An 18,765-nucleotide genomic window follows, 5' to 3' on the forward strand; every position below is an offset into this window, starting at 1 on the left:
TACTTTCACTCTCTCGGGCTTTTGACTATTTAATAAATACTTTTATGCATATTCAAAACATTCAAACACACGACAGCCAAAGTAGACCAACAGACCAATCAACGATGAATCGCCAATAAATCGAAACTAGTGCAATAGAAAAATTTATGCAAAGAAAACTCTAAAATTTCAGAATCCACTTACAACCCTTGAAGTACTATTCCCAACTTAAGATAAGATATATCTAAAAATAACGTAGCTTATTTCCTACGACGCCAAAAAAAAAAACTGGGCGGTTGCAGGAGCGGGGCTTAGTGAAGCTCGCGCCTGCAAATCAGCCTTCAATGGTCGCGGCCCATGGTGGAACTCGGGGGCGCCTCATATGAATCAGAACTGCTAGGGAAACTCTGAAAAAGACTTCCATCTCTGGTGAAAATACCCGCCTCACACGAACTGAACGGTTGAGCCCGATGAAACAGATGACCTTCGCCGATGCCTACGCCAGCAACTGAATCTTTCGCGTTCCGTGTTTGCCATGTATCTGCGGACCAACACCCGCACCCTGGAAAACTGGGAACAAGGGCGGGCGAAACCAAACGCTCAAGCTGTGACGCTTATCCGCCTGGTTGCACGATTCCCAGAGACGGTAGCGCGGCTCGCAGAGTTAACCTGAACGATTGAAGGCTGATCCGTCCTTGATCGACGCGCAGCAAAAAGGCGTAGCAGCTGTCGAGTAGAGCAAGGCAGCGTTCGGCTGCGAAGCAGCCGTAAAACCCGGCACCTCGGTGTTTCAGATAAACTGCGAGCACAGGTTTTACGAGGACTCCGTCCTCGGACGCTGCCTCGTTCTACTCGACAGCTGCTACGGGAGTTCTAGCCTTTAGAGATGTGTCCCATAAAAAAAACGGCACCTTGCGGTGCCGTTTTGCATTGCGTGATTCAGCGGTTTACTTACGCGCCGCCTCCCACGATTTCAGCAGTTCGGCATAGCTCACGGTTTCGCCTTTAGGCTTCTCATTAGCCAATTTCGGTTTCGGAGCACCCGGCTGGTCGAGCCAGTATTGGGCATCGCGCTCCGGGTTCATTTTCGGGGCGCAGACCGCTTGTGCTTTCGAGCGTTCCAGACGGGTCAGGATTGCGTCCTGGTCCTTGGCCAGGCCATCCAGCGCCTGTTGCGGGGTTTTCTCGCCGCTGGCGGCTTCGGCGATGTGGCTCCACCACAGTTGCGCCAAACGTGGATAGTCCGGCACGTTGGTCCCGGTCGGAGTCCATTGCACTCGGGCCGGGCTGCGATAGAACTCCACCAGGCCGCCGAGTTTCGGTGCCAGGTCAGTCATGGCTTGCGAGTTGATATCCGATTCGCGGATTGGCGTCAGGCCGACGATGGTTTTCTTCAGTGACACGGTTTTCGAAGTCACGAACTGCGCGTAGAGCCAGGCCGCCAGACGTTGTTTCTCCGGTGTGGATTTGAGGAAGGTCCAGGAACCGGCGTCCTGATAACCGAGTTTCATGCCCTCCTCCCAGTACGGACCTTTCGGCGACGGTGCCATGCGCCATTTTGGCGTGCCATCGGCATTCATTACCGGCAAACCAGGTTTGGTCATGTCGGCAGTGAAAGCGGTGTACCAGAAAATCTGCTGGGCGATGTTACCTTGAGACGGTACCGGGCCGGATTCGGAGAAGGTCATGCCCGCCGCTTCCGGTGGCGCGTATTTTTTCATCCAGTCAACGTACTTGGTGGTCGCATACACCGCCGCCGGGCCATTGGTGTCGCCGCCGCGGGTCACGCTGGAACCGACCGGATGGCAATCCTCGACGCGGATGCCCCACTCGTCCACCGGCAAGCCGTTGGGTATGCCTTTGTCGCCGGCGCCGGCCATGGAGAACCAGGCATCGGTGAAGCGCCACCCAAGGGACGGGTCTTTCTTGCCGTAGTCCATGTGACCGTAGACGCGCTTGCCGTCGATTTCCTTGACGTCTTCGCTGAAGAATTTGGCGATGTCTTCATAGGCCGACCAGTTCACCGGCACGCCCAGCTCGTAGCCGTACTTTTCCTTGAACTTTGCTTTGAGGTCCGCACGTTCGAACCAGTCGGCGCGGAACCAGTAGAGGTTGGCGAACTGTTGGTCAGGCAACTGGTAGATCTTGCCGTCCGGCGCGGTGGTGAAGGAGATACCGATGAAGTCTTTGATGTCCAGGGTTGGCGAGGTGTAGGCCTTGCCTTCTTTGGCCATCAGATCGGTGATCGATTCGGTCTTGCCGTAGCGAAAATGGGTACCGATCAGGTCCGAGTCGTTGACCCAGCCGTCGTAGATATTCTTGTCCGACTGCATTTGGGTCTGCAGTTTTTCCACCACATCGCCTTCCTGCAACAGGTCGTGGGTCAGCTTGATCCCGGTGATTTCGGTAAAGGCTTTGGCCAGCACCTTAGACTCGTATTCGTGGGTGGCAATGGTTTCCGAGACCACGTTGATCTTCATCCCGCGAAACGGCTCGGAGGCCTTGATGAACCACTTCAGTTCTTCGAGTTGTTGGTCTGGCGTGAGGGTGGACGGTTTGAACTCGCTGCCAATCCATTTCTTCGCCGCGTCTTCATAGGCATCGGCCCAGGCCGCAGCGCTCAGCCCGCTGAGTGCCAGCATGGCTGCCAATGAAACGCTATGTCGCAGCTTATTGTTTTTGTCGAACATAGAGACCTCCTGTTTGGGTTTCGGAGCATGACTGCCGGATTTCGGCTAGCCCCAACGCATCACAGCCAACAGCCACACCAGGGACAGCGCGGACGCCACCCAGATGCTCCACTCAGTCACACCAATCACCAGCAGATGCAGGTAGGCGCTTGCGAGAAGACCGATAAACAGCCGATCACCACGGGTGGTGCTGATCGGTAGAAAGCCGCGCCGAGGGATGCTCGGCGAACGCAGCTCCCAGGTGGTCATGCCCGCCAGCAACAGAGCGATGGCGCCAAAGAATGCCGCGGTCGGCGGGGTCCAGTTCATCCATTCCATCAGCAGCTCCTCAGACCCGGCCGAGGGCAAAGCCCTTGGCCACGTGATTACGAACGAACCAGATCACCAGCATGCCCGGCAGGATGGTCAACACCCCTGCCGCCGCCAGTACGCCCCAGTCGATCCCCGAAGCCGAAACGGTGCGGGTCATCACCGCTGCGATCGGCTTGGCGTTGACCGAGGTCAGGGTGCGCGCCAGCAGCAGTTCGACCCAGGAGAACATGAAGCAGAAGAACGCTGTCACGCCGATGCCCGAACCGATCAGCGGGATGAAAATCTTCACGAAAAACTTGGGAAAACTGTAGCCATCAATGTAGGCGGTTTCGTCGATTTCCTTCGGCACACCGGACATGAAGCCTTCGAGAATCCACACTGCCAGCGGCACGTTGAACAGGCAGTGAGCCAGCGCGACCGCGATATGGGTATCGAACAGGCCGATGGACGAATACAGCTGGAAGAACGGCAACAGGAACACCGCCGGTGGCGCCATGCGGTTGGTCAGCAGCCAGAAGAACAGGTGTTTGTCGCCGAGGAACCGGTAACGAGAGAACGCATAGGCTGCCGGCAACGCCACGCTCAAGGAGATCACCGTGTTCAGGCTCACGTAGTACAACGAGTTGAGGTAACCGGTGTACCAGCTCGGATCGGTGAAAATCACTTTGTAGTTAGCGAAAGTGAAGTCCTGGGGAAACAGCGTCAGGCCGCCGAGAATTTCGGTGTTGCTCTTGAAAGACATGTTCAGCAGCCAGTAGATCGGCACCAGCAGGAACAGAATGTAGATCAGCAAGGGCACTGTTTTAGAAGGGGTGAGACGTTTGCTCATGGCAGACCTCAGCGGTTGGCGTCAGAGTGAGTCATGGCGGTGTAAAACAGCCAGGACACCAACAGAATGATCAGGAAGTACACCAGCGAGAATGCCGCCGCCGGCCCCAGGTCAAATTGCCCGACCGCCATCTGGGTCAGGGTCTGGCTGAGGAAGGTGGTGGCATTACCTGGCCCGCCGCCGGTCAGGACGAACGGCTCGGTGTAGATCATGAAGCTGTCCATGAAGCGCAGCATCACCGCGATCAGCAGTACGCTTTTCAGCTTCGGCAACTGGATGTAGCGAAATACCGCCCAGCTCGAAGCCCGGTCGATTCGCGCCGCCTGGTAGTACGCATCCGGGATGGCCCGCAGACCGGAAAAACACAGCAGCGCCACCAGTGAGGTCCAGTGCCAGACGTCCATCACCAACACCGTGACCCAGGCGTCCATGGTGTTGGCCGCGTAGTTGTAGCTGATGCCCATGGCATTCAAGGTCGAGCCGAGCAAGCCGATGTCGGCGCGGCCGAAGATCTGCCAGATGGTGCCGACCACGTTCCACGGAATCAGCAGTGGAATCGCCATCAAGATCAACACCAGCGATGACCAGCGGCCTTTGGTCGGCATGGTCAGGGCGATGGCGATACCCAGCGGGATCTCGATCAGCAAGACGCAGGCGGAATAGATGAACTGCCGCAGCAGCGAATCGTGCAGGCGTGGATCGAGCAGCACCTGGCGATACCAGTCGGCTCCGACGAAATAGCGGCTCGATTGATCGAAAATGTCCTGCACCGAATAATTGACCACCGTCATCATCGGGATCACCGCACTGAAGGCCACCAGCAGGAACACCGGCAACACCAGCCACCAGGCCTTGTTGTTCTGCACCTTATTCATGGCTGCGCCTCGTTCATGGGTTGCGCCTCTAGCAGGTAATCATCGGCATAGACCATCAACCACTGCGCCGGGAAGCTGATCCAGGCCTTGCCTTCGGGTACCGGCTTGTCTTCGGTCAGGCGCACTTTCAACGGCGCGCCATCCAGATCGAGGGTCATGATCTTGTAGGTGCCCAGGTCTTCGACGTGCACCACGGCCGCTTGCAGCGCGTCGTCGTAGGGCTCGTCCCAGACGTGGATGAACTCCGGACGAATACCGACTTTCAGGGTCTGCCATTGGCTCTTGGCAATCCGCTGCTGCAAGGCCTCGGACAAGGCCAGATGGGTTCCGGCAAAACCGACGCCGCCGGCCTGGGGCTTGACCTCGATCAGATTCATCCCCGGGCTGCCGATGAAATAACCGACAAAGGTGTGGCTCGGCCGCTCGAACAATTCCCGCGGCGTGCCGAACTGCACGATCTGCCCGCCGTACATCACCGCGATCTTGTCGGCAAAGGTCGAGGCCTCGAGTTGATCGTGGGTCACGTAGACCATGGTGATGTTGAACTGCTCATGGATCTGCTTGAGCTTGCGCCGCAGTTTCCATTTCAGGTGCGGGTCGATCACTGTCAGCGGCTCGTCGAAGAGAATCGCTGACACGTCATCACGCACCAGGCCACGGCCCATGGAGACCTTTTGCTTTTCATCGGCCGTCAGGTTGCGGGCCTTCTTGTACAGCAGCGCCTGCAAATCTAGGACCTCGGCGATTTCCAGCACCTTGCTGTGAATCTTCGCCTCGGCCATGCCCTGATTGCGCAGCGGGAAGGCCAGGTTATCGAACACCGTCATGGTGTCGTAGACCACCGGAAACTGGAAAACCTGGGCGATGTTGCGCCGCTCGGGCGTCAGCTCATTAACCACCTTGCTGTCGAACAGCACCTGACCTTCGGACGGGATGAGCAGCCCGGAAATGATGTTGAGCAAAGTCGACTTGCCGCACCCGGAAGGCCCGAGCAAGGCATAAGCACCACCCTGCTCCCAGATATGGTTCATCTCGCGAATCGCATAATCCTCAGGCCCGGCAGGCGCAGGGCTGTAGCTGTGGGCGAGGTTCTGCAAACGGATTTCGGCCATCAGGCAACCCTCGCGACACGCCGACCGGGCGCCTGGACCAACCGCCCCTGCGCATCGAAGACGAAGAGTTTGTGAGTCGGGATGTAAATGCGGATCGGCGCGTCGACGTCGTACTCGTGGACGCCGGGCAAGTGCAGCACCAGCAGGAAATGCTCGTTGCGCACATGCAGGAAAGTTTCCGAACCGCTGATCTCCGCCACCTCGACGGTCACCGCCAGCTCCAGGTCGTCGTCGTTGCTCGGCACCAGGGAGATATGGCTCGGCCGCACGCCGAAGCGAAATTCGCCCTCGCCGACCGGACGTAAATCCACGTTCAGCGGAAAATGCACGAAATTGGCGAAGCTCACTTCATTGCCGGCAATACGTCCCGGCATCAGGTTGATCGGGGGTTCGGAGAACAGCTCGGCGGCCAGCACGGTCTGCGGCTGGTGATAGACCTCGGCGGTCTTGCCGCTCTGAACCACCCGGCCTTCATGCAGAATAGTCGTGGTGCCGCCCAGGGCCAGCGCTTCGTTGGGCTCGGTGGTGGCGTAGATCGCGATGGTGTGGTGGGCCTTGAACAGCTCGCGCATTTCCTGGCGCAGCTCTTCACGCAGCTTGTAGTCGAGATTGACCAGCGGCTCGTCGAACAGGATCAGCTCGGCATCCTTGACCAGCGCCCGGGCCATGGCGGTGCGCTGCTGTTGGCCACCGGAGAGTTCGAGGGGATAACGCTGCAGAAACTTTTCGATGCGCAGCATCTGTGCGGTTTCCAGCACCTTGCTCCGGATCAGGTCGGCCGAAACACCGGACTGACGCAGCGGTGAGGCGATGTTTTCGAAGACAGTCATGGTCGGGTAGTTGATGAATTGCTGATAGACCATCGACACATTGCGCAACCGCACCGGGCGCTGGGTGACGTCGACGCCGTTCATCAGGATGCGTCCGCTGTCGGGCTTGTCCAGACCTGCCATCAGCCGCATCAGACTGGTCTTGCCGGACAGCGTACGGCCGAGCAAGACGTTGAAGGATCCAGGTTCGAAGCGAAGATTCGCATCGTCGATCCAGACCTGGCCCTCGACGGTTCGACTGACGTGCTCCAGCGTTAATGACATGGCTCGGCCTTTTTATTATTGGAGTCAAGCGACCTGAACAACAGAGCGACATTCGTGCCAAAAACTCCAAACGATTGATCCAGTTGGGTTTTCCTGAAAATGAAGGGAGATCGGCATTCGTTGCTGAACAGAAATGAACAACCGCGACTGAACAACTGAACAGTCCCGGGTTTGACAATGAACAATAGTGAACAACACTCAACGGATGCTTTTCGCCTTGTCCGCCGCTTTGTCGGGTGCACCGTTCATCTCGCGAATTACGCGGTCACAGGGTCGTGGGCAGCGCTGAAATCCTATAAAAACAATAAAGCTTGCTCAGAGATCGACTGCCATGGCCGCACCTGCCCCGCTGTTGTCCCACGACACCATCATTCAAGACTCCTGGCGCCGCTGCCGGGCCTTCGGGCTCAGTCATCAAAGCGCTCCAGCCTTCGATCAATTGCCGGCAGAACGCATCAGCCAGTTGCTTGAAAGCCAGCACTCCCTGGTGCAAACCACCCACCAGGAAGTCCTGCCCTACTACGAAAACATACTCAGCAATTCCAACTGCCTGATCATGCTTGCCGACAACCAGGGCCAGGTACTGACGTCCTGGGGCACCCAGCGCTTTATCGAGCCGAACCTGGCCCGAGGTTTCAAGGCCGGCGCCAGCTGGATGGAACGCTGCACCGGGACCAACGCTATCGGCACCGCCTTGGCCTGCGAGCAAGCCGTGCATATCGAGCACGACGAACACTTCCTCAAGGCCAACCGCTTCATGACCGGCTCTGCAGCGCCGATTTTCGACGCGGATCGAAAGGTGATTGCGGTGCTCGACGTCTCCAGCGACAGCTACCTGCCGCCGTCCCACACCTTGGGCATGGTGAAAATGATGAGTCAGACGGTGGAGAACCGGCTGATCCTCAACCTGTTCCAGGGCCGGCAATTCCAGCTGACCTTCAACACTGGCCTGAACAACCTCGACAGCCAATGGGCCGGATTGCTGATCTTCGATGAAAGCGGCCAGGTGCTATCGGCCAACCGCCGCGCCGACAATCTGCTGGGCATCAGCCTGTCGCGGGTCAGCGTCGAAAGCCTGTTCAAGGTCTCGTTGCGGGACCTGCTCAACCAGCCGGAAGGTTTACCCTTCGCGCTGCAGGCTTCGGGGCGCAATCGATTTCAGTGTGTGTTGAAGCACCCCAAGCAGACGCCGATTCAGGCCCGGGTGTTTGCCGAACCGGTCAGCCCCGCCCCGGCAGCGATCAGCCTCAGTACCCTGCACTTTGGTGACAGTCGCGTCGAAAAAGCCGTGCGCCAGGCCGAGCGCTTGCTGGAGAAAGACATCCCGTTGCTGATTCATGGCGAAACCGGAGTGGGCAAGGAAGTGTTCGTCAAAGCCCTGCATCAGGCCAGCTCAAGGAGCAAACAACCGTTCATTGCCGTCAACTGTGCGGCGATCCCCGCCGAACTGGTGGAGTCGGAGCTGTTCGGTTATGAAAAAGGCGCCTTTACCGGTGCCAGCCAGAAAGGCAGCATCGGGCTGATCCGCAAGGCGGACAAAGGTACGCTGTTCCTCGACGAAATCGGCGACATGCCGCTGCCGACGCAGGCCCGGTTGTTGCGGGTATTGCAGGAGCGCTGCGTGCAGCCGGTGGGCAGCAGCGAACTGTTCCCGGTGGATATCCGCATCATCTCCGCCACCAACCGCGCCTTGCGCGAGCAGGTTCAAGCGGGGCGTTTTAGAGTAGACCTTTACTACCGAATCGGCGGGTTGACGCTGGAGTTGCCGCCCTTACGCGAGCGCAGTGACAAGCAGGCACTGTTCAAGCGCTTGTGGGAGCAGCATCGGGAGCCGACGCAATGGGCCGGGCTCAGCAGTGAAGTGCTGGAATTGTTTCAACGTCATCCGTGGCCGGGGAATCTGCGGCAGGTCAGCAGCGTGATGCAGGTGGCGCTGGCCATGGCCGAGGAACAACCGGTGCGGCCGGAGCATTTGCCGGATGATTTTTTTGTGGATCTGGAGATGGAGCCGGGCGAGGTGGATGAGCCGTTGGCGGTTGATTTGAAAGATGCCGAGGATTTGAATCGGCAGTTGCAGGCGGTAGGAGGCAACATTTCTCACCTTGCCCGAAGGCTGGGTGTGAGCAGAAATACCTTGTACAAGCGATTGCGTCAACTTGACACCTGAGACAACCCAAGATCAAAAGATCGCAGCCTGCGGCAGCTCCTACACAGGGTAGCGTACAACCTTGCCATCGCGGATAAGCACAATCCTGTAGGAGCTGCCGCAGGCTGCGATCTTTTGATCTTTAGATAAACAAAAACCCGCACGTGGCGGGTTTTTGTTTATAGCAAACGCAGCAATCAGTCAGCCAAACGCCAGGTCGTCCCGCCCTTGCCGTCTTCCAGCACCACGCCCATGGCGGTGAGCTGGTCGCGGATGCGGTCGGATTCGGCCCAGTCCTTGTTGGCACGAGCCGCCAGACGCGCCTGGATCAGCGCATCGACCTCGGTCGCATCAACCCGGCCTTCAGCGCCGGCCTGCAGGAAGTCTTCGGCTTCCAGTTGCAGCACACCCAGCACGCTGGCCAGTTCTTTCAAGCGTGCCGCCAGACCGGCCGCCGCTTGCACATCACTGTCGCGCAGGCGGTTGATCTCACGGACCATCTCGAACAGCACCGCGCAGGCTTCCGGCGTGCCAAAGTCGTCGTTCATCACCTGGGTGAAACGCTCGACGAAGGCTTCGCCACCGGCGGCCGGAACACTCGGCAGGCCTTTCAACGCATGGTAGAAACGCTCCAGAGCGCCCTTGGCGTCCTTGAGATTGTCTTCCGAATAGTTGATCGCGCTGCGGTAGTGGCTCGACACCAGCAGGTAGCGCACAACTTCCGGGTGGTACTTGTCGAGCACGTCGCGAATGGTGAAGAAGTTGTTCAAGGACTTGGACATCTTCTCGCCATTGATGCGAATCATCCCGCAGTGCATCCACGCATTGGCATACTGCTTACCGGTCGCCGCTTCACTCTGGGCGATTTCGTTTTCGTGGTGCGGGAACTCGAGGTCGCTGCCGCCGCCATGAATGTCGAAGGTCTCGCCCAGGCAGCAGGTCGACATCACCGAGCATTCAATGTGCCAGCCCGGACGCCCGGTGCCCCATGGCGACTCCCAGCTCGGCTCGCCCGGCTTGGCGGCTTTCCACAGCACGAAGTCCAGCGGGTCCTGTTTCGACTCGTCGACTTCGATCCGCGCGCCAATGCGCAGGTCTTCGATCTTCTTGCGCGACAGCTTGCCATAACCCATGAACTTGCCGACGCGGTAGTACACGTCGCCATTACCTGGCGCGTAGGCATAGCCCTTGTCGATCAGGGTCTGGATCATCGCGTGCATGCCGGCGATATGCTCGGTGGCACGCGGTTCCATATCCGGCTTGAGGATGTTCAGCCGCGCTTCGTCCTCGTGCATCGCCGCGATCATGCGCTCGGTCAGCGCTTCGAACGCCTCGCCGTTGTCACGGGCGCGGTTGATGATCTTGTCGTCAATGTCGGTGATGTTGCGCACGTAAGTCAGGTCATAACCGCTGAACCGCAGCCAGCGGGTCACCAGGTCAAAGGCGACCATGCTGCGGCCGTGGCCCAGGTGGCAGTAGTCGTATACGGTCATCCCGCAGACGTACATGCGCACCTTGTTGCCATCCAGAGGCTTGAAGACTTCTTTGCTCTTGGTGAGCGTGTTGTAGATGGTAAGCACGATTGTTCCTTAACGCTTGATCACTGACCCCATGAATCACGCAGGGTCACGGTACGGTTGAACACCGGCTGACCGGGTTTCGAGTCCTTGATATCCGCGCAGAAGTAGCCTTCGCGCTCGAACTGGAAACGGTCTTCCGGCTGTGCATTGCCCAGCGAGGGTTCGGCACGACAACCGGTGAGCACCTTCAGTGAATCAGGGTTGATGTTGTCCAGGAAACCTTCGCTGTCTTCAGCCTTCTCCGGGTTCGGCGAACGGAACAGGCGATCGTACAGACGCACTTCGCACTCGACGCTGGCCGCGGCCGGGACCCAGTGCACCACGCCTTTGACCTTGCGGCCTTCAGGGTTCTTGCCGAGGGTTTCAGGATCGTAGGAGCAACGCAGTTCGACGATGTTGCCATTGGCGTCCTTGATCGCTTCGTCGGCACGGATCACGTAGCTACCGCGCAGACGTACTTCGCCATTCGGCTCCAGGCGTTTGTAGCCTTTTGGCGGCTCTTCCATGAAGTCTTCACGGTCGATGTAGATCTCACGGGCGAACGGCAGTTGGCGCACGCCCATGTCTTCTTTCGGGTGGCACGCCAGTTCGAGGTTCTCGACCTGGCCTTCCGGGTAATTGGTGATCACGACTTTCAGCGGACGCAGCACGCACATGGCACGGGGGGCGCTGTGGTCGAGGTCGTCGCGGATGCTGAATTCCAGCATGCCAAAGTCGACCACACCTTCGGAACGGTTGGTGCCGACCATGTCGCAGAAGTTGCGGATCGATTTCGGCGTGTAGCCACGGCGGCGGAAACCCGACAGCGTAGACATGCGCGGGTCATCCCAGCCGTGAACGTGTTTCTCGTCAACCAACTGCTTGAGCTTGCGCTTGCTGGTGATGGTGTAGTTCAGGTTCAGCCGCGAGAACTCGTACTGACGCGGGTGCGCCGGCACTAGCAGGTTGTCGAGGAACCAGTCGTACAGCGGCCGGTGGCCTTCGAACTCCAGGGTGCAGATCGAGTGGGTGATGCCTTCGATGGCATCCGACTGACCGTGGGTGAAGTCGTAGTTCGGGTAGATGCACCACGTATCACCGGTCTGGTGGTGGTGCTCGTGACGGATGCGATACATGATCGGGTCGCGCAGGTTCATGTTCGGCGAAGCCATGTCGATCTTGGCCCGCAGGACGCGCTCGCCGTCCTTGAATTCGCCGGATTTCATGCGGGCGAACCAGTCGAGGTTTTCTTCGACGCTGCGCTCACGGAACGGGCTGTTCTTGCCCGGCTCGGTCAGGTTGCCGCGGTATTCCCGGGCTTGTTCCGGGGTCAGGTCGCAAACATAGGCCTTGCCAGCCTTGATCAGCTCCACCGCCCAATCGTGCAGCTGGTCGAAATACTGCGAGGCATAGCGCACTTCACCGGACCATTGGAAGCCCAGCCATTTGATGTCGCTTTCGATGGCGTCGATGTATTCCTGGTCTTCCTTGGCCGGGTTGGTGTCGTCAAAACGCAGATGCGTGACGCCACCGAACTCCTCGGCCAGGCCGAAGTTCACACAAATCGACTTGGCGTGGCCGATGTGCAGGTAGCCGTTGGGCTCTGGCGGAAAACGGGTGACGATCTGCGTGTGCTTACCCGAGTCCAGGTCCGCCTGGATGATCGGGCGCAGGAAATTGACTGGAACGGCAGGTCCGGTCTTGGAATTCGAGGTAGGGTCGACAGTGGGCTTGCTCATAGGATCCTTGGACGTACAAGTGCGCGGCCGGAATACGGGCCTGACAAAACAAAGCCGCTATCATAGCCGATGCTGTCAAGCACCTGACAGAGGAGGCCCGAAAACAGCTGCGTTTAATGCACCTGTTTTGAAAAACAGCCTCGAAATTCGCGCCCGGCACGCTAAACTGCGCACCCTGGCGTTTTTTTGCCAGACCGGTTCGGGCCTGCAGGCAGCGTGAGCGCCCCGAAACCCACGAATTTCTTGAAAGAGCGATAACGATCATGACTAAAGTCAAACTGACTACCAACAAGGGCGACATCGTCCTGGAACTGAACGCCGAAAAAGCCCCGATCACCGTGGCCAACTTCGTCGAGTACGTTAAGGCCGGCCACTACGAAAACACCGTATTCCACCGTGTGATCGGTAACTTCATGGTCCAGGGCGGCGGTTTCGAGCCAGGCATGAAGGAAAAGAAAGACAAACGCCCAAGCATCCAGAACGAAGCCGACAACGGTCTCTCCAACGACAAGTACACCGTCGCCATGGCCCGCACCATGGAGCCGCATTCGGCCTCCGCGCAGTTCTTCATCAACGTTGCCGACAACAGCTTCCTCAACCACAGCGCCAAAACCGCGCAAGGCTGGGGTTATGCAGTGTTTGGTAAAGTGGTCGAAGGCAGCGACGTTGTCGACAAGATCAAGGGTGTTGCCACCACCATGAAGTCCGGCCACCAGGATGTACCAGCAGAAGACGTGATCATCGAGAAAGCCGAGATCATTGAGTGATACTGCTGATTTCAGATTTGCATCTGGAAGAGGAGCGCCCGGATATTACCCGGGCGTTTCTGGATTTACTGGGTGGGCGTGCCCGCTCGGCGCAAGCGTTGTACATTTTGGGAGATTTTTTCGAGGCATGGATCGGCGACGATGCCATGACCCCCTACCAGCTTTCCATTTGCCAGGCACTGCGGGAACTCAGCGACAGCGGTACGCAGGTGTTCCTGATGCATGGCAATCGCGATTTCATGCTCGGCAAGGCCTTCTGCAAGGCCGCAGGAGCAACCCTGCTCAAAGACCCGAGCGTCGTTGAATTGAACGGCGAGCCGGTGCTGCTGATGCACGGCGACAGCCTCTGCACCCGTGACGAAGCCTATATGAAGCTGCGTCGTTATCTGCGCAACCCCATCACCCTATTCATCCTGCGGCATCTGCCCTTGGGCACCCGACAGAAACTGGCGCGCAAGCTGCGCAGCGAAAGCCGCACCCAGACCCGCATGAAAGCCAACGACATCGTCGACGTCACCCCCGAGGAAGTCCCGCGGATCATGCAGGAATATGGCGTACGCACCCTGGTCCACGGCCATACCCACCGCCCGGCCATCCACAAGCTGCAGATTGGCGAGCAAGCGGCCAGGCGCATTGTGCTGGGGGACTGGGATCGCCAGGGCTGGGCGTTGCAGGTGGATGAGCAAGGGTTTGCATTGGCACCGTTTGACTTCGTTACACCATAAAAACCAAAGATCAAAAGATCGCAGCCTCCGGCAGCTCCTACGGAATTTGTGTTCGTCCGATAATTAACGGGTGTACGCGATTCCCATGTAGGAGCTGCCGAAGGCTGCGATCTTTTAGCGGCCGCCGCTAAATCAATGCCCTGCCGCCGCCGGCCCCGCCTTCGCCGCAAACGGCGGTTTGGCCAGCCACACCAGCAGTATCAAGCCCATGAAAGCCCAACCCAGCAACGTGAAGTAATCCACGGTCGAGAGCATGTAGGCCTGGCTGGTCAGCACATGATCCAGCTGCGCATAGGCCGGATTCCCCGCCCCGCCCAGACTGTTCAAGGCATCCCGGGTCGCCGGCTCATAGGTGCTGATGCTTTCGCTCAGATAGGCATGATGCTGATCGGCGCGGCGGATCCATATCCAGGTGGTCAAGGACGCCGCAAAGCTGCCGCCCAGGGTCCGCAGGAAGGTTGCCAGGCCGGCGCCGTCGGCGATCTGGTGCGGCGGCAGGTCCGACATCAGAATGCTCAGGGTCGGCATGAAAAACAGCGCCACGCCAATGCCCATGAACAGCTGCACCAGGGCAATATGCTGGAAGTCCACTTCATTGGTGAACCCGGCGCGCATGAAGCAGCTCAAGCCAATCGCCAGAAACGCCAGCCCGGCCAGCAGCCGCAAGTCGAACTTGTGCGCGTACTTGCCGACAAACGGCGACATCAGCACTGGCAGAATCCCGATCGGCGCCACCGCCAGCCCGGCCCAGGTCGCCGTATAGCCCATCTGCGTCTGCAGCCACTGCGGCAGGATCAGGTTAATACCGAAGAAGCCGGCATAACCGAACACCAGCACGATGGTGCCGATGCGAAAGTTGCGATGGGCGAATAACCGCAGATTGACCACCGGGTGCTTGTCGGTCATTTCCCAGATTACGAACACCGCCAGGGCTATCGCCGAAATGGCCGCGCCGATAATGATGAAGTTCGACTCGAACCAGTCGAGGTCATTGCCCTTGTCGAGGATCACCTGCAGCGCACCGACACCAATGATCAGGGTCAGCAAGCCCACATAATCCATCGGTTGGCGACTGATCACCACCGGTCGGGCCTTGAGCTGTTGCTTGACCACCATGACCGCGAACACGCCGATGGGTACGTTGATAAAGAAGATCCACGGCCAGCTGTAGCTATCGGTAATCCAGCCGCCAAGTATCGGGCCGGCAATCGGTGCAACCACCGTGACCATCGCCAGTAACGCCAATGCCATCCCCCGTTTGGCGGGCGGATAGACCGCGATCAGCAGGGTCTGGGTCATGGGATACAGCGGACCCGCCACCAGGCCCTGCACTATTCGAAAACCGACCAGTTCGGGCATTGAGGTGGAGATACCGCACAGGAACGACGCCAGCACAAACAGGATGGTCGCCCAGAGAAACAGCTTCACCTCACCGAAGCGCCGGCTGAGCCAACCGGTCAACGGCAGCGCAATCGCATTGCTCACGGCAAACGAAGTGATGACCCAGGTGCCCTGCTCCGAACTCACCCCCAGGTTTCCGGAAATCGTCGGCAAGGCCACGTTGGCGATAGTGGTGTCGAGCACCTGCATGAAGGTCGCCAGGGATAAACCGATGGTGGCGAACACCAGGCTGGGTGGCGTGAATGAGGCGTTATTGCTCATCGCGAATCCTTTGAAACGTAGCCCGCGCTGCGACCGCTATGGCCGCAGCTGACGGATTGGCGAATCAGCGCTGGACGGTTTTGCTCGCCGCAGAGCTGTTGTCGTGGATCAAGCGAGTGATCATTGCATCGGCCTCAACCAACTGACGGTCGTAGACACCGGTGCTGAACGAGGCCTTTTGCGGCGGTTGTTGCGCCAGCACCGGCCCGCTCTGGTCGTGCAGATTGACCTGAACCTGAGTCGACAGACCGACCCGCAATGGATGCTCGGCAAGTTCTTCGGCGTTGATATGAATCCGCACCGGCACCCGCTGGACGATCTTGATCCAGTTGCCGGTGGCGTTCTGCGCCGGCAGCAAGGCAAACGCGCTGCCGGTGCCAGCACCGAGGCTGTCGATGGTGCCGCTGTATTTCACGTCGCTGCCATAGAGGTCGGCTTCGATGTCCACCGGCTGACCGATGCGCATGTCACGTAGCTGGGTTTCCTTGAAGTTGGCATCGATCCACAGCTGATCCAGCGGGATCACCGCCATCAGCGCGGTGCCCGGCTGAACCCGCTGACCGAGCTGCACGGTGCGTTTGGCCACGTAACCGGTGACCGGTGCGATCAAGGTGCTGCGGGCATTGGTCAGGTAGGCCTGACGCAGTTGCGCGGCGGCGGCCTGCACGTCCGGATGGGACGAGACCACGGTGTCGTCCACCAAGGCACTGCTGGTATTAAGTTGCTGCTGGGCATTGGCCAAGGCGTTTTGCGCCGAAGTCAGGTCATCCCGGGCGTGGGACAGTTCTTCCTGGGAAATCGCCCCGCCAGCTGCCAGGTTCTTGCGACGATTGAAGTTTTCCAGGGCTTTTTGCACTTCGGCTTTCTGCGCATTGACCTGTGCCTTCATGCCATCGACGTTGCTGTACAGGCCGCGGACCTGACGCACGGTGCGGGCCAAATTGGCCTGGGCGCTTTGCAAACCGACTTGCGCGTCATTGGGGTCGAAGTTGATCAGCACCTGGCCCTCATGCACCAGATCGCCGTCATCGGCACCAATGCTGACCACGGTGCCGGTGACCAAGGGGGTGATTTCCACCACGTTGCCATTCACATAGGCATCGTCGGTGCTTTCATTCCAGCGCCCGTAGAACTCGTGCCAGCCCCAGACGCTCAAGCCCCCAAGGACGACGATGACAGCCAGCGCCAGCAGCATGAGCTTGCGCTTGCGCTGGTTGCCCATGTCCTGGGAGTTTTCGGCAGTGTTGATTGTGTCTTCAGTAGCCATGACAAGTACCTTGAATTATTCAGTCCGCGTGGCTGGGGTTGGGTTGGCCGCAGCCAGCGTGTCGGCCTGAAACCCGCCGCCCAGTGCCTGCATCAATTGAATCGAAAGGTCGATCTGCTCGGCATTCAGGTTCGCCAGCTGACGCTGGGTCTGCAGCAGTTGTTGCTCGATGCTGAGTACGTCCAGGTAGTTGCCGATTCCGGAACCGAAGCGCTGGACCACGGTGTTGTAAGAGTCCTGGGCAATATCGGTGGCGTGTTGCTGGGCTTTGATCTGCCGGCCGATGTCGCTCAGTTGCGAGAGGGCGTCGCTGACATCGCCCAAGGCGGTCACCAGGCTCTTGTTGTACTGCGCCACGGCGAGGTCGTAGTCGGCGTCACGAGAATCGAGATCGGCACGCAGGCGACCACCATCGAAAATTGGCAGCGATATGGTCGGCGCGACATTAAAGAAGCGGCTCGCCGAGCCGAACATCGCATCGCCCAACAGCGATTGCACCCCGGCAGCCGCGCTCAAATTGAGGTTTGGATAGAAGTTGGTCTTGCCGGCGACGATATCCTTGCTCGCCGCTTCAACCCGCCAGCGTGCGGCGACCAGATCCGGGCGGCGACCCAGCAACTCGGCCGGGATCACCGATGGCAAGGCCACGGCGCTGGCCTGCAATACGTTCGGCCGAGCAATTTCGTTGCCGCGATCCGGACCTTTGCCAAGCAACACCGCGAGGGCAATCCGGGCGCTTTGCAGGTTTTTCTCGGCGTCGATCAACGCGGCCTGGGAGCTGGCCTCGAGGCTTTCGGTTTGCTGGTACTGATATTGGCTGTCGATCCCGGAGCTCAATCGGCTTTTGCCCAGGTCGAGCATTTGCCGGGTGCGCTTGAGATCTTCATTGGCCAGGTCATGGACGATATGCGCCTGGCCCAAATTGCTGTAGGCCCGGGCGACATCGGCGGCCAGGGTCAGCTGCGCCGCCTGGCGGTCGATCTCGGCAGCGCGGGCCTGGCCGAGCGCGGCTTCCCAGGTGGCGCGCTGGCCGCCCCAGAGGTCGAAGGTGTAATTGAAGTCCACGCCCAGGCTACGCAGGGTGCTGTAGTTGCCGCCCTGCCCGCTCGGGTCCTGGTCGCGGGCCAGTCGCGAACGACTGACGCTGGCGCTGGCGTTGAGGGTCGGCATCCGCGCGGCGTTGGCGGCATAGGCGGCGGCGCTGGCCTGATGGGCCCGGGCGCCGGCGATCTGCATATCCGGGCTGTCGCGCAGGGCTTCGCGGATCAAGCCGTCGAGTTGCGGATCGCCGAGGCTTTTCCACCAGTCGCTTTTCGGCCAGGCTGCCGGTGACAGGGTCACGCCACTGAGCGATTGCCCAGCCTTGAGGTGGTTCGGGTCGAGGCTGACGCCTTCGGTGGCGAGGCCGCTGTAGCTGGCGCAACCGGCCAGACTCAGGGCCAGCAGCACCAGGCTCAAACCGCTACGCAAGGATTTATTGCTCATTTATCACCTACCCGCAGCAAGGTGATCGAATCACCGGCCGCCACCAATATTTTCTTCAGGATCCGCTCCAGGGTTTGCAGCTCCTCGGGGTCGAGTGCGCTGGCCAATTGATTCATCGCGTTGGCGCCGATTTCCGGAAGCATGTCGGCCAGTCGCTGTCCTTCGACCGTCAGCACCAGTTGCACCTGGCGCCGGTCACCTTCGCTGCGTTGGCGCGCCAGCAGGCCTTTCTGTTCGAGCCGGTCGAGCATCCGCGTCATCGAACCGCTGTCGAGGGACAGGTGTCGGCACAACTCGGCCGGGGTATCGACGCCGAACTGGGCCATGATGATCAGCACCTTGAACTGCGCGGCGGTGACGCCATGAGGTTCCATATGGGTGTCGATGATCCGGTCCTTGAGCAGCGCGGCACGGCCGAGCAGCAGCCCGAGATGGCAATTTAGAAAGTTGTCCGGCGTGAAGTGTTTCATCTGGCCACCAAATAGCTGCCTAGGCAGAGAGTGTGTGTCCAGATGTTACTGCCT

General features: G+C 59.2%; 15 protein-coding genes and 2 pseudogenes. 5 read left to right on the top strand and 12 right to left on the bottom strand.

Features of this window, described 5'->3' with window-relative positions:
• Positions 1 to 286: 286 nt before the first annotated feature.
• Positions 287 to 370, top strand: a pseudogene (locus ACA064_RS20465) (group II intron maturase-specific domain-containing protein); the annotation flags it as partial.
• 105 nt (positions 371 to 475) lie between these two features.
• Positions 476 to 652 (top strand): annotated as a pseudogene (locus tag ACA064_RS20470) (helix-turn-helix domain-containing protein); the annotation flags it as partial.
• Between the two features lie 274 nt (positions 653 to 926).
• On the opposite strand, the gene ACA064_RS20475 reads toward ACA064_RS20470, so the two are convergent.
• Genes ACA064_RS20475 through ACA064_RS20500 form a run of 6 tightly spaced genes read right to left on the bottom strand, consistent with a single transcriptional unit; the run spans position 927 to position 6,891 of the window.
• Positions 927 to 2,669: an ABC transporter substrate-binding protein gene (locus tag ACA064_RS20475; RefSeq protein WP_497669744.1), complete on the bottom strand. Its 1,743-nt coding sequence runs from the start codon at positions 2,667 to 2,669 to the stop codon at positions 927 to 929.
• Positions 2,670 to 2,714: 45 nt separating this feature from the next.
• Positions 2,715 to 2,987, bottom strand: a complete 273-nt coding sequence (locus tag ACA064_RS20480) for a DUF2160 domain-containing protein (protein WP_497669745.1) — start codon at positions 2,985 to 2,987, stop codon at positions 2,715 to 2,717.
• A gap of 10 nt (positions 2,988 to 2,997) precedes the next feature.
• Positions 2,998 to 3,810, bottom strand: a complete 813-nt coding sequence (locus ACA064_RS20485; protein ID WP_497669746.1) for a carbohydrate ABC transporter permease — start codon at positions 3,808 to 3,810, stop codon at positions 2,998 to 3,000.
• A gap of 8 nt (positions 3,811 to 3,818) precedes the next feature.
• A complete protein-coding gene (locus ACA064_RS20490) occupies positions 3,819 to 4,685 on the bottom strand; it encodes a carbohydrate ABC transporter permease (RefSeq protein WP_497669747.1) in 867 nt (288 codons plus the stop codon).
• Complete coding sequence (locus tag ACA064_RS20495) at positions 4,682 to 5,797, bottom strand: ABC transporter ATP-binding protein (protein ID WP_497669748.1); 1,116 nt, start codon at positions 5,795 to 5,797, stop codon at positions 4,682 to 4,684. Before ACA064_RS20495 ends, ACA064_RS20490 begins: the two co-directional genes overlap by 4 nt.
• On the bottom strand, positions 5,797 to 6,891 hold the full coding sequence (locus ACA064_RS20500; RefSeq protein ID WP_497669749.1) for an ABC transporter ATP-binding protein: 1,095 nt from the start codon (positions 6,889 to 6,891) through the stop codon (positions 5,797 to 5,799). The genes ACA064_RS20495 and ACA064_RS20500 overlap by 1 nt, the downstream gene beginning before the upstream one ends.
• Before the next feature lie 331 nt (positions 6,892 to 7,222).
• On the opposite strand from ACA064_RS20500, the gene ACA064_RS20505 reads away from it, so the two are divergent.
• A complete protein-coding gene (locus tag ACA064_RS20505) occupies positions 7,223 to 9,058 on the top strand; it encodes a sigma-54-dependent Fis family transcriptional regulator (RefSeq protein ID WP_497669750.1) in 1,836 nt (611 codons plus the stop codon).
• Between the two features lie 176 nt (positions 9,059 to 9,234).
• On the opposite strand, the gene cysS is transcribed toward ACA064_RS20505, so the two are convergent.
• Positions 9,235 to 10,617: a cysteine--tRNA ligase gene (cysS, locus tag ACA064_RS20510; RefSeq protein WP_497669751.1), complete on the bottom strand. Its 1,383-nt coding sequence runs from the start codon at positions 10,615 to 10,617 to the stop codon at positions 9,235 to 9,237.
• Between the two features lie 20 nt (positions 10,618 to 10,637).
• Positions 10,638 to 12,335: a glutamine--tRNA ligase/YqeY domain fusion protein gene (locus ACA064_RS20515; protein WP_497669752.1), complete on the bottom strand. Its 1,698-nt coding sequence runs from the start codon at positions 12,333 to 12,335 to the stop codon at positions 10,638 to 10,640.
• 263 nt (positions 12,336 to 12,598) lie between these two features.
• On the opposite strand from ACA064_RS20515, the gene ACA064_RS20520 reads away from it, so the two are divergent.
• Together ACA064_RS20520 and lpxH are read left to right on the top strand one after the other, a co-directional pair.
• Positions 12,599 to 13,102 carry a peptidylprolyl isomerase gene (locus ACA064_RS20520; protein WP_150806917.1) on the top strand — a complete coding sequence of 168 codons (504 nt, stop codon included), beginning with the start codon at positions 12,599 to 12,601 and terminating at the stop codon, positions 13,100 to 13,102.
• A complete protein-coding gene (gene lpxH, locus ACA064_RS20525) occupies positions 13,099 to 13,827 on the top strand; it encodes a UDP-2,3-diacylglucosamine diphosphatase (RefSeq protein WP_497669753.1) in 729 nt (242 codons plus the stop codon). The genes ACA064_RS20520 and lpxH overlap by 4 nt, the downstream gene beginning before the upstream one ends.
• A gap of 132 nt (positions 13,828 to 13,959) precedes the next feature.
• Here lpxH and ACA064_RS20530 read toward each other — a convergent pair whose 3' ends face one another.
• The 4 genes from ACA064_RS20530 to ACA064_RS20545 all read right to left on the bottom strand — a co-directional run bounded on the left by ACA064_RS20530 (position 13,960) and on the right by ACA064_RS20545 (position 18,711).
• Positions 13,960 to 15,489 carry a DHA2 family efflux MFS transporter permease subunit gene (locus ACA064_RS20530; RefSeq protein ID WP_497669754.1) on the bottom strand — a complete coding sequence of 510 codons (1,530 nt, stop codon included), beginning with the start codon at positions 15,487 to 15,489 and terminating at the stop codon, positions 13,960 to 13,962.
• A 64-nt stretch (positions 15,490 to 15,553) separates the two neighbouring features.
• Positions 15,554 to 16,756 carry an HlyD family secretion protein gene (locus tag ACA064_RS20535; protein ID WP_497669755.1) on the bottom strand — a complete coding sequence of 401 codons (1,203 nt, stop codon included), beginning with the start codon at positions 16,754 to 16,756 and terminating at the stop codon, positions 15,554 to 15,556.
• A gap of 15 nt (positions 16,757 to 16,771) precedes the next feature.
• Positions 16,772 to 18,241, bottom strand: a complete 1,470-nt coding sequence (locus ACA064_RS20540; RefSeq protein WP_497669756.1) for an efflux transporter outer membrane subunit — start codon at positions 18,239 to 18,241, stop codon at positions 16,772 to 16,774.
• Positions 18,238 to 18,711 carry a MarR family winged helix-turn-helix transcriptional regulator gene (locus ACA064_RS20545; RefSeq protein WP_497669757.1) on the bottom strand — a complete coding sequence of 158 codons (474 nt, stop codon included), beginning with the start codon at positions 18,709 to 18,711 and terminating at the stop codon, positions 18,238 to 18,240. The genes ACA064_RS20540 and ACA064_RS20545 overlap by 4 nt, the downstream gene beginning before the upstream one ends.
• Positions 18,712 to 18,765: the final 54 nt, after the last annotated feature.

This window comes from Pseudomonas sp. LBUM1658, assembly GCF_059716055.1.

Excerpts from the sequence above, each read along its gene's own strand:
- ACA064_RS20475 (WP_497669744.1), bottom strand. The coding sequence starts at position 2,669 with ATGTTCGACAAAAACAATAAGCTGCGACATAGCGTTTCATTGGCAGCC.
- ACA064_RS20480 (WP_497669745.1), bottom strand. The coding sequence starts at position 2,987 with ATGGAATGGATGAACTGGACCCCGCCGACCGCGGCATTCTTTGGCGCC.
- ACA064_RS20485 (WP_497669746.1), bottom strand. The coding sequence starts at position 3,810 with ATGAGCAAACGTCTCACCCCTTCTAAAACAGTGCCCTTGCTGATCTAC.
- ACA064_RS20490 (WP_497669747.1), bottom strand. The coding sequence starts at position 4,685 with ATGAATAAGGTGCAGAACAACAAGGCCTGGTGGCTGGTGTTGCCGGTG.
- ACA064_RS20495 (WP_497669748.1), bottom strand. The coding sequence starts at position 5,797 with ATGGCCGAAATCCGTTTGCAGAACCTCGCCCACAGCTACAGCCCTGCG.
- ACA064_RS20500 (WP_497669749.1), bottom strand. The coding sequence starts at position 6,891 with ATGTCATTAACGCTGGAGCACGTCAGTCGAACCGTCGAGGGCCAGGTC.
- ACA064_RS20505 (WP_497669750.1), top strand. The coding sequence starts at position 7,223 with ATGGCCGCACCTGCCCCGCTGTTGTCCCACGACACCATCATTCAAGAC.
- ACA064_RS20515 (WP_497669752.1), bottom strand. The coding sequence starts at position 12,335 with ATGAGCAAGCCCACTGTCGACCCTACCTCGAATTCCAAGACCGGACCT.
- ACA064_RS20520 (WP_150806917.1), top strand. The coding sequence starts at position 12,599 with ATGACTAAAGTCAAACTGACTACCAACAAGGGCGACATCGTCCTGGAA.
- ACA064_RS20530 (WP_497669754.1), bottom strand. The coding sequence starts at position 15,489 with ATGAGCAATAACGCCTCATTCACGCCACCCAGCCTGGTGTTCGCCACC.
- ACA064_RS20535 (WP_497669755.1), bottom strand. The coding sequence starts at position 16,756 with ATGGCTACTGAAGACACAATCAACACTGCCGAAAACTCCCAGGACATG.
- ACA064_RS20540 (WP_497669756.1), bottom strand. The coding sequence starts at position 18,241 with ATGAGCAATAAATCCTTGCGTAGCGGTTTGAGCCTGGTGCTGCTGGCC.
- ACA064_RS20545 (WP_497669757.1), bottom strand. The coding sequence starts at position 18,711 with ATGAAACACTTCACGCCGGACAACTTTCTAAATTGCCATCTCGGGCTG.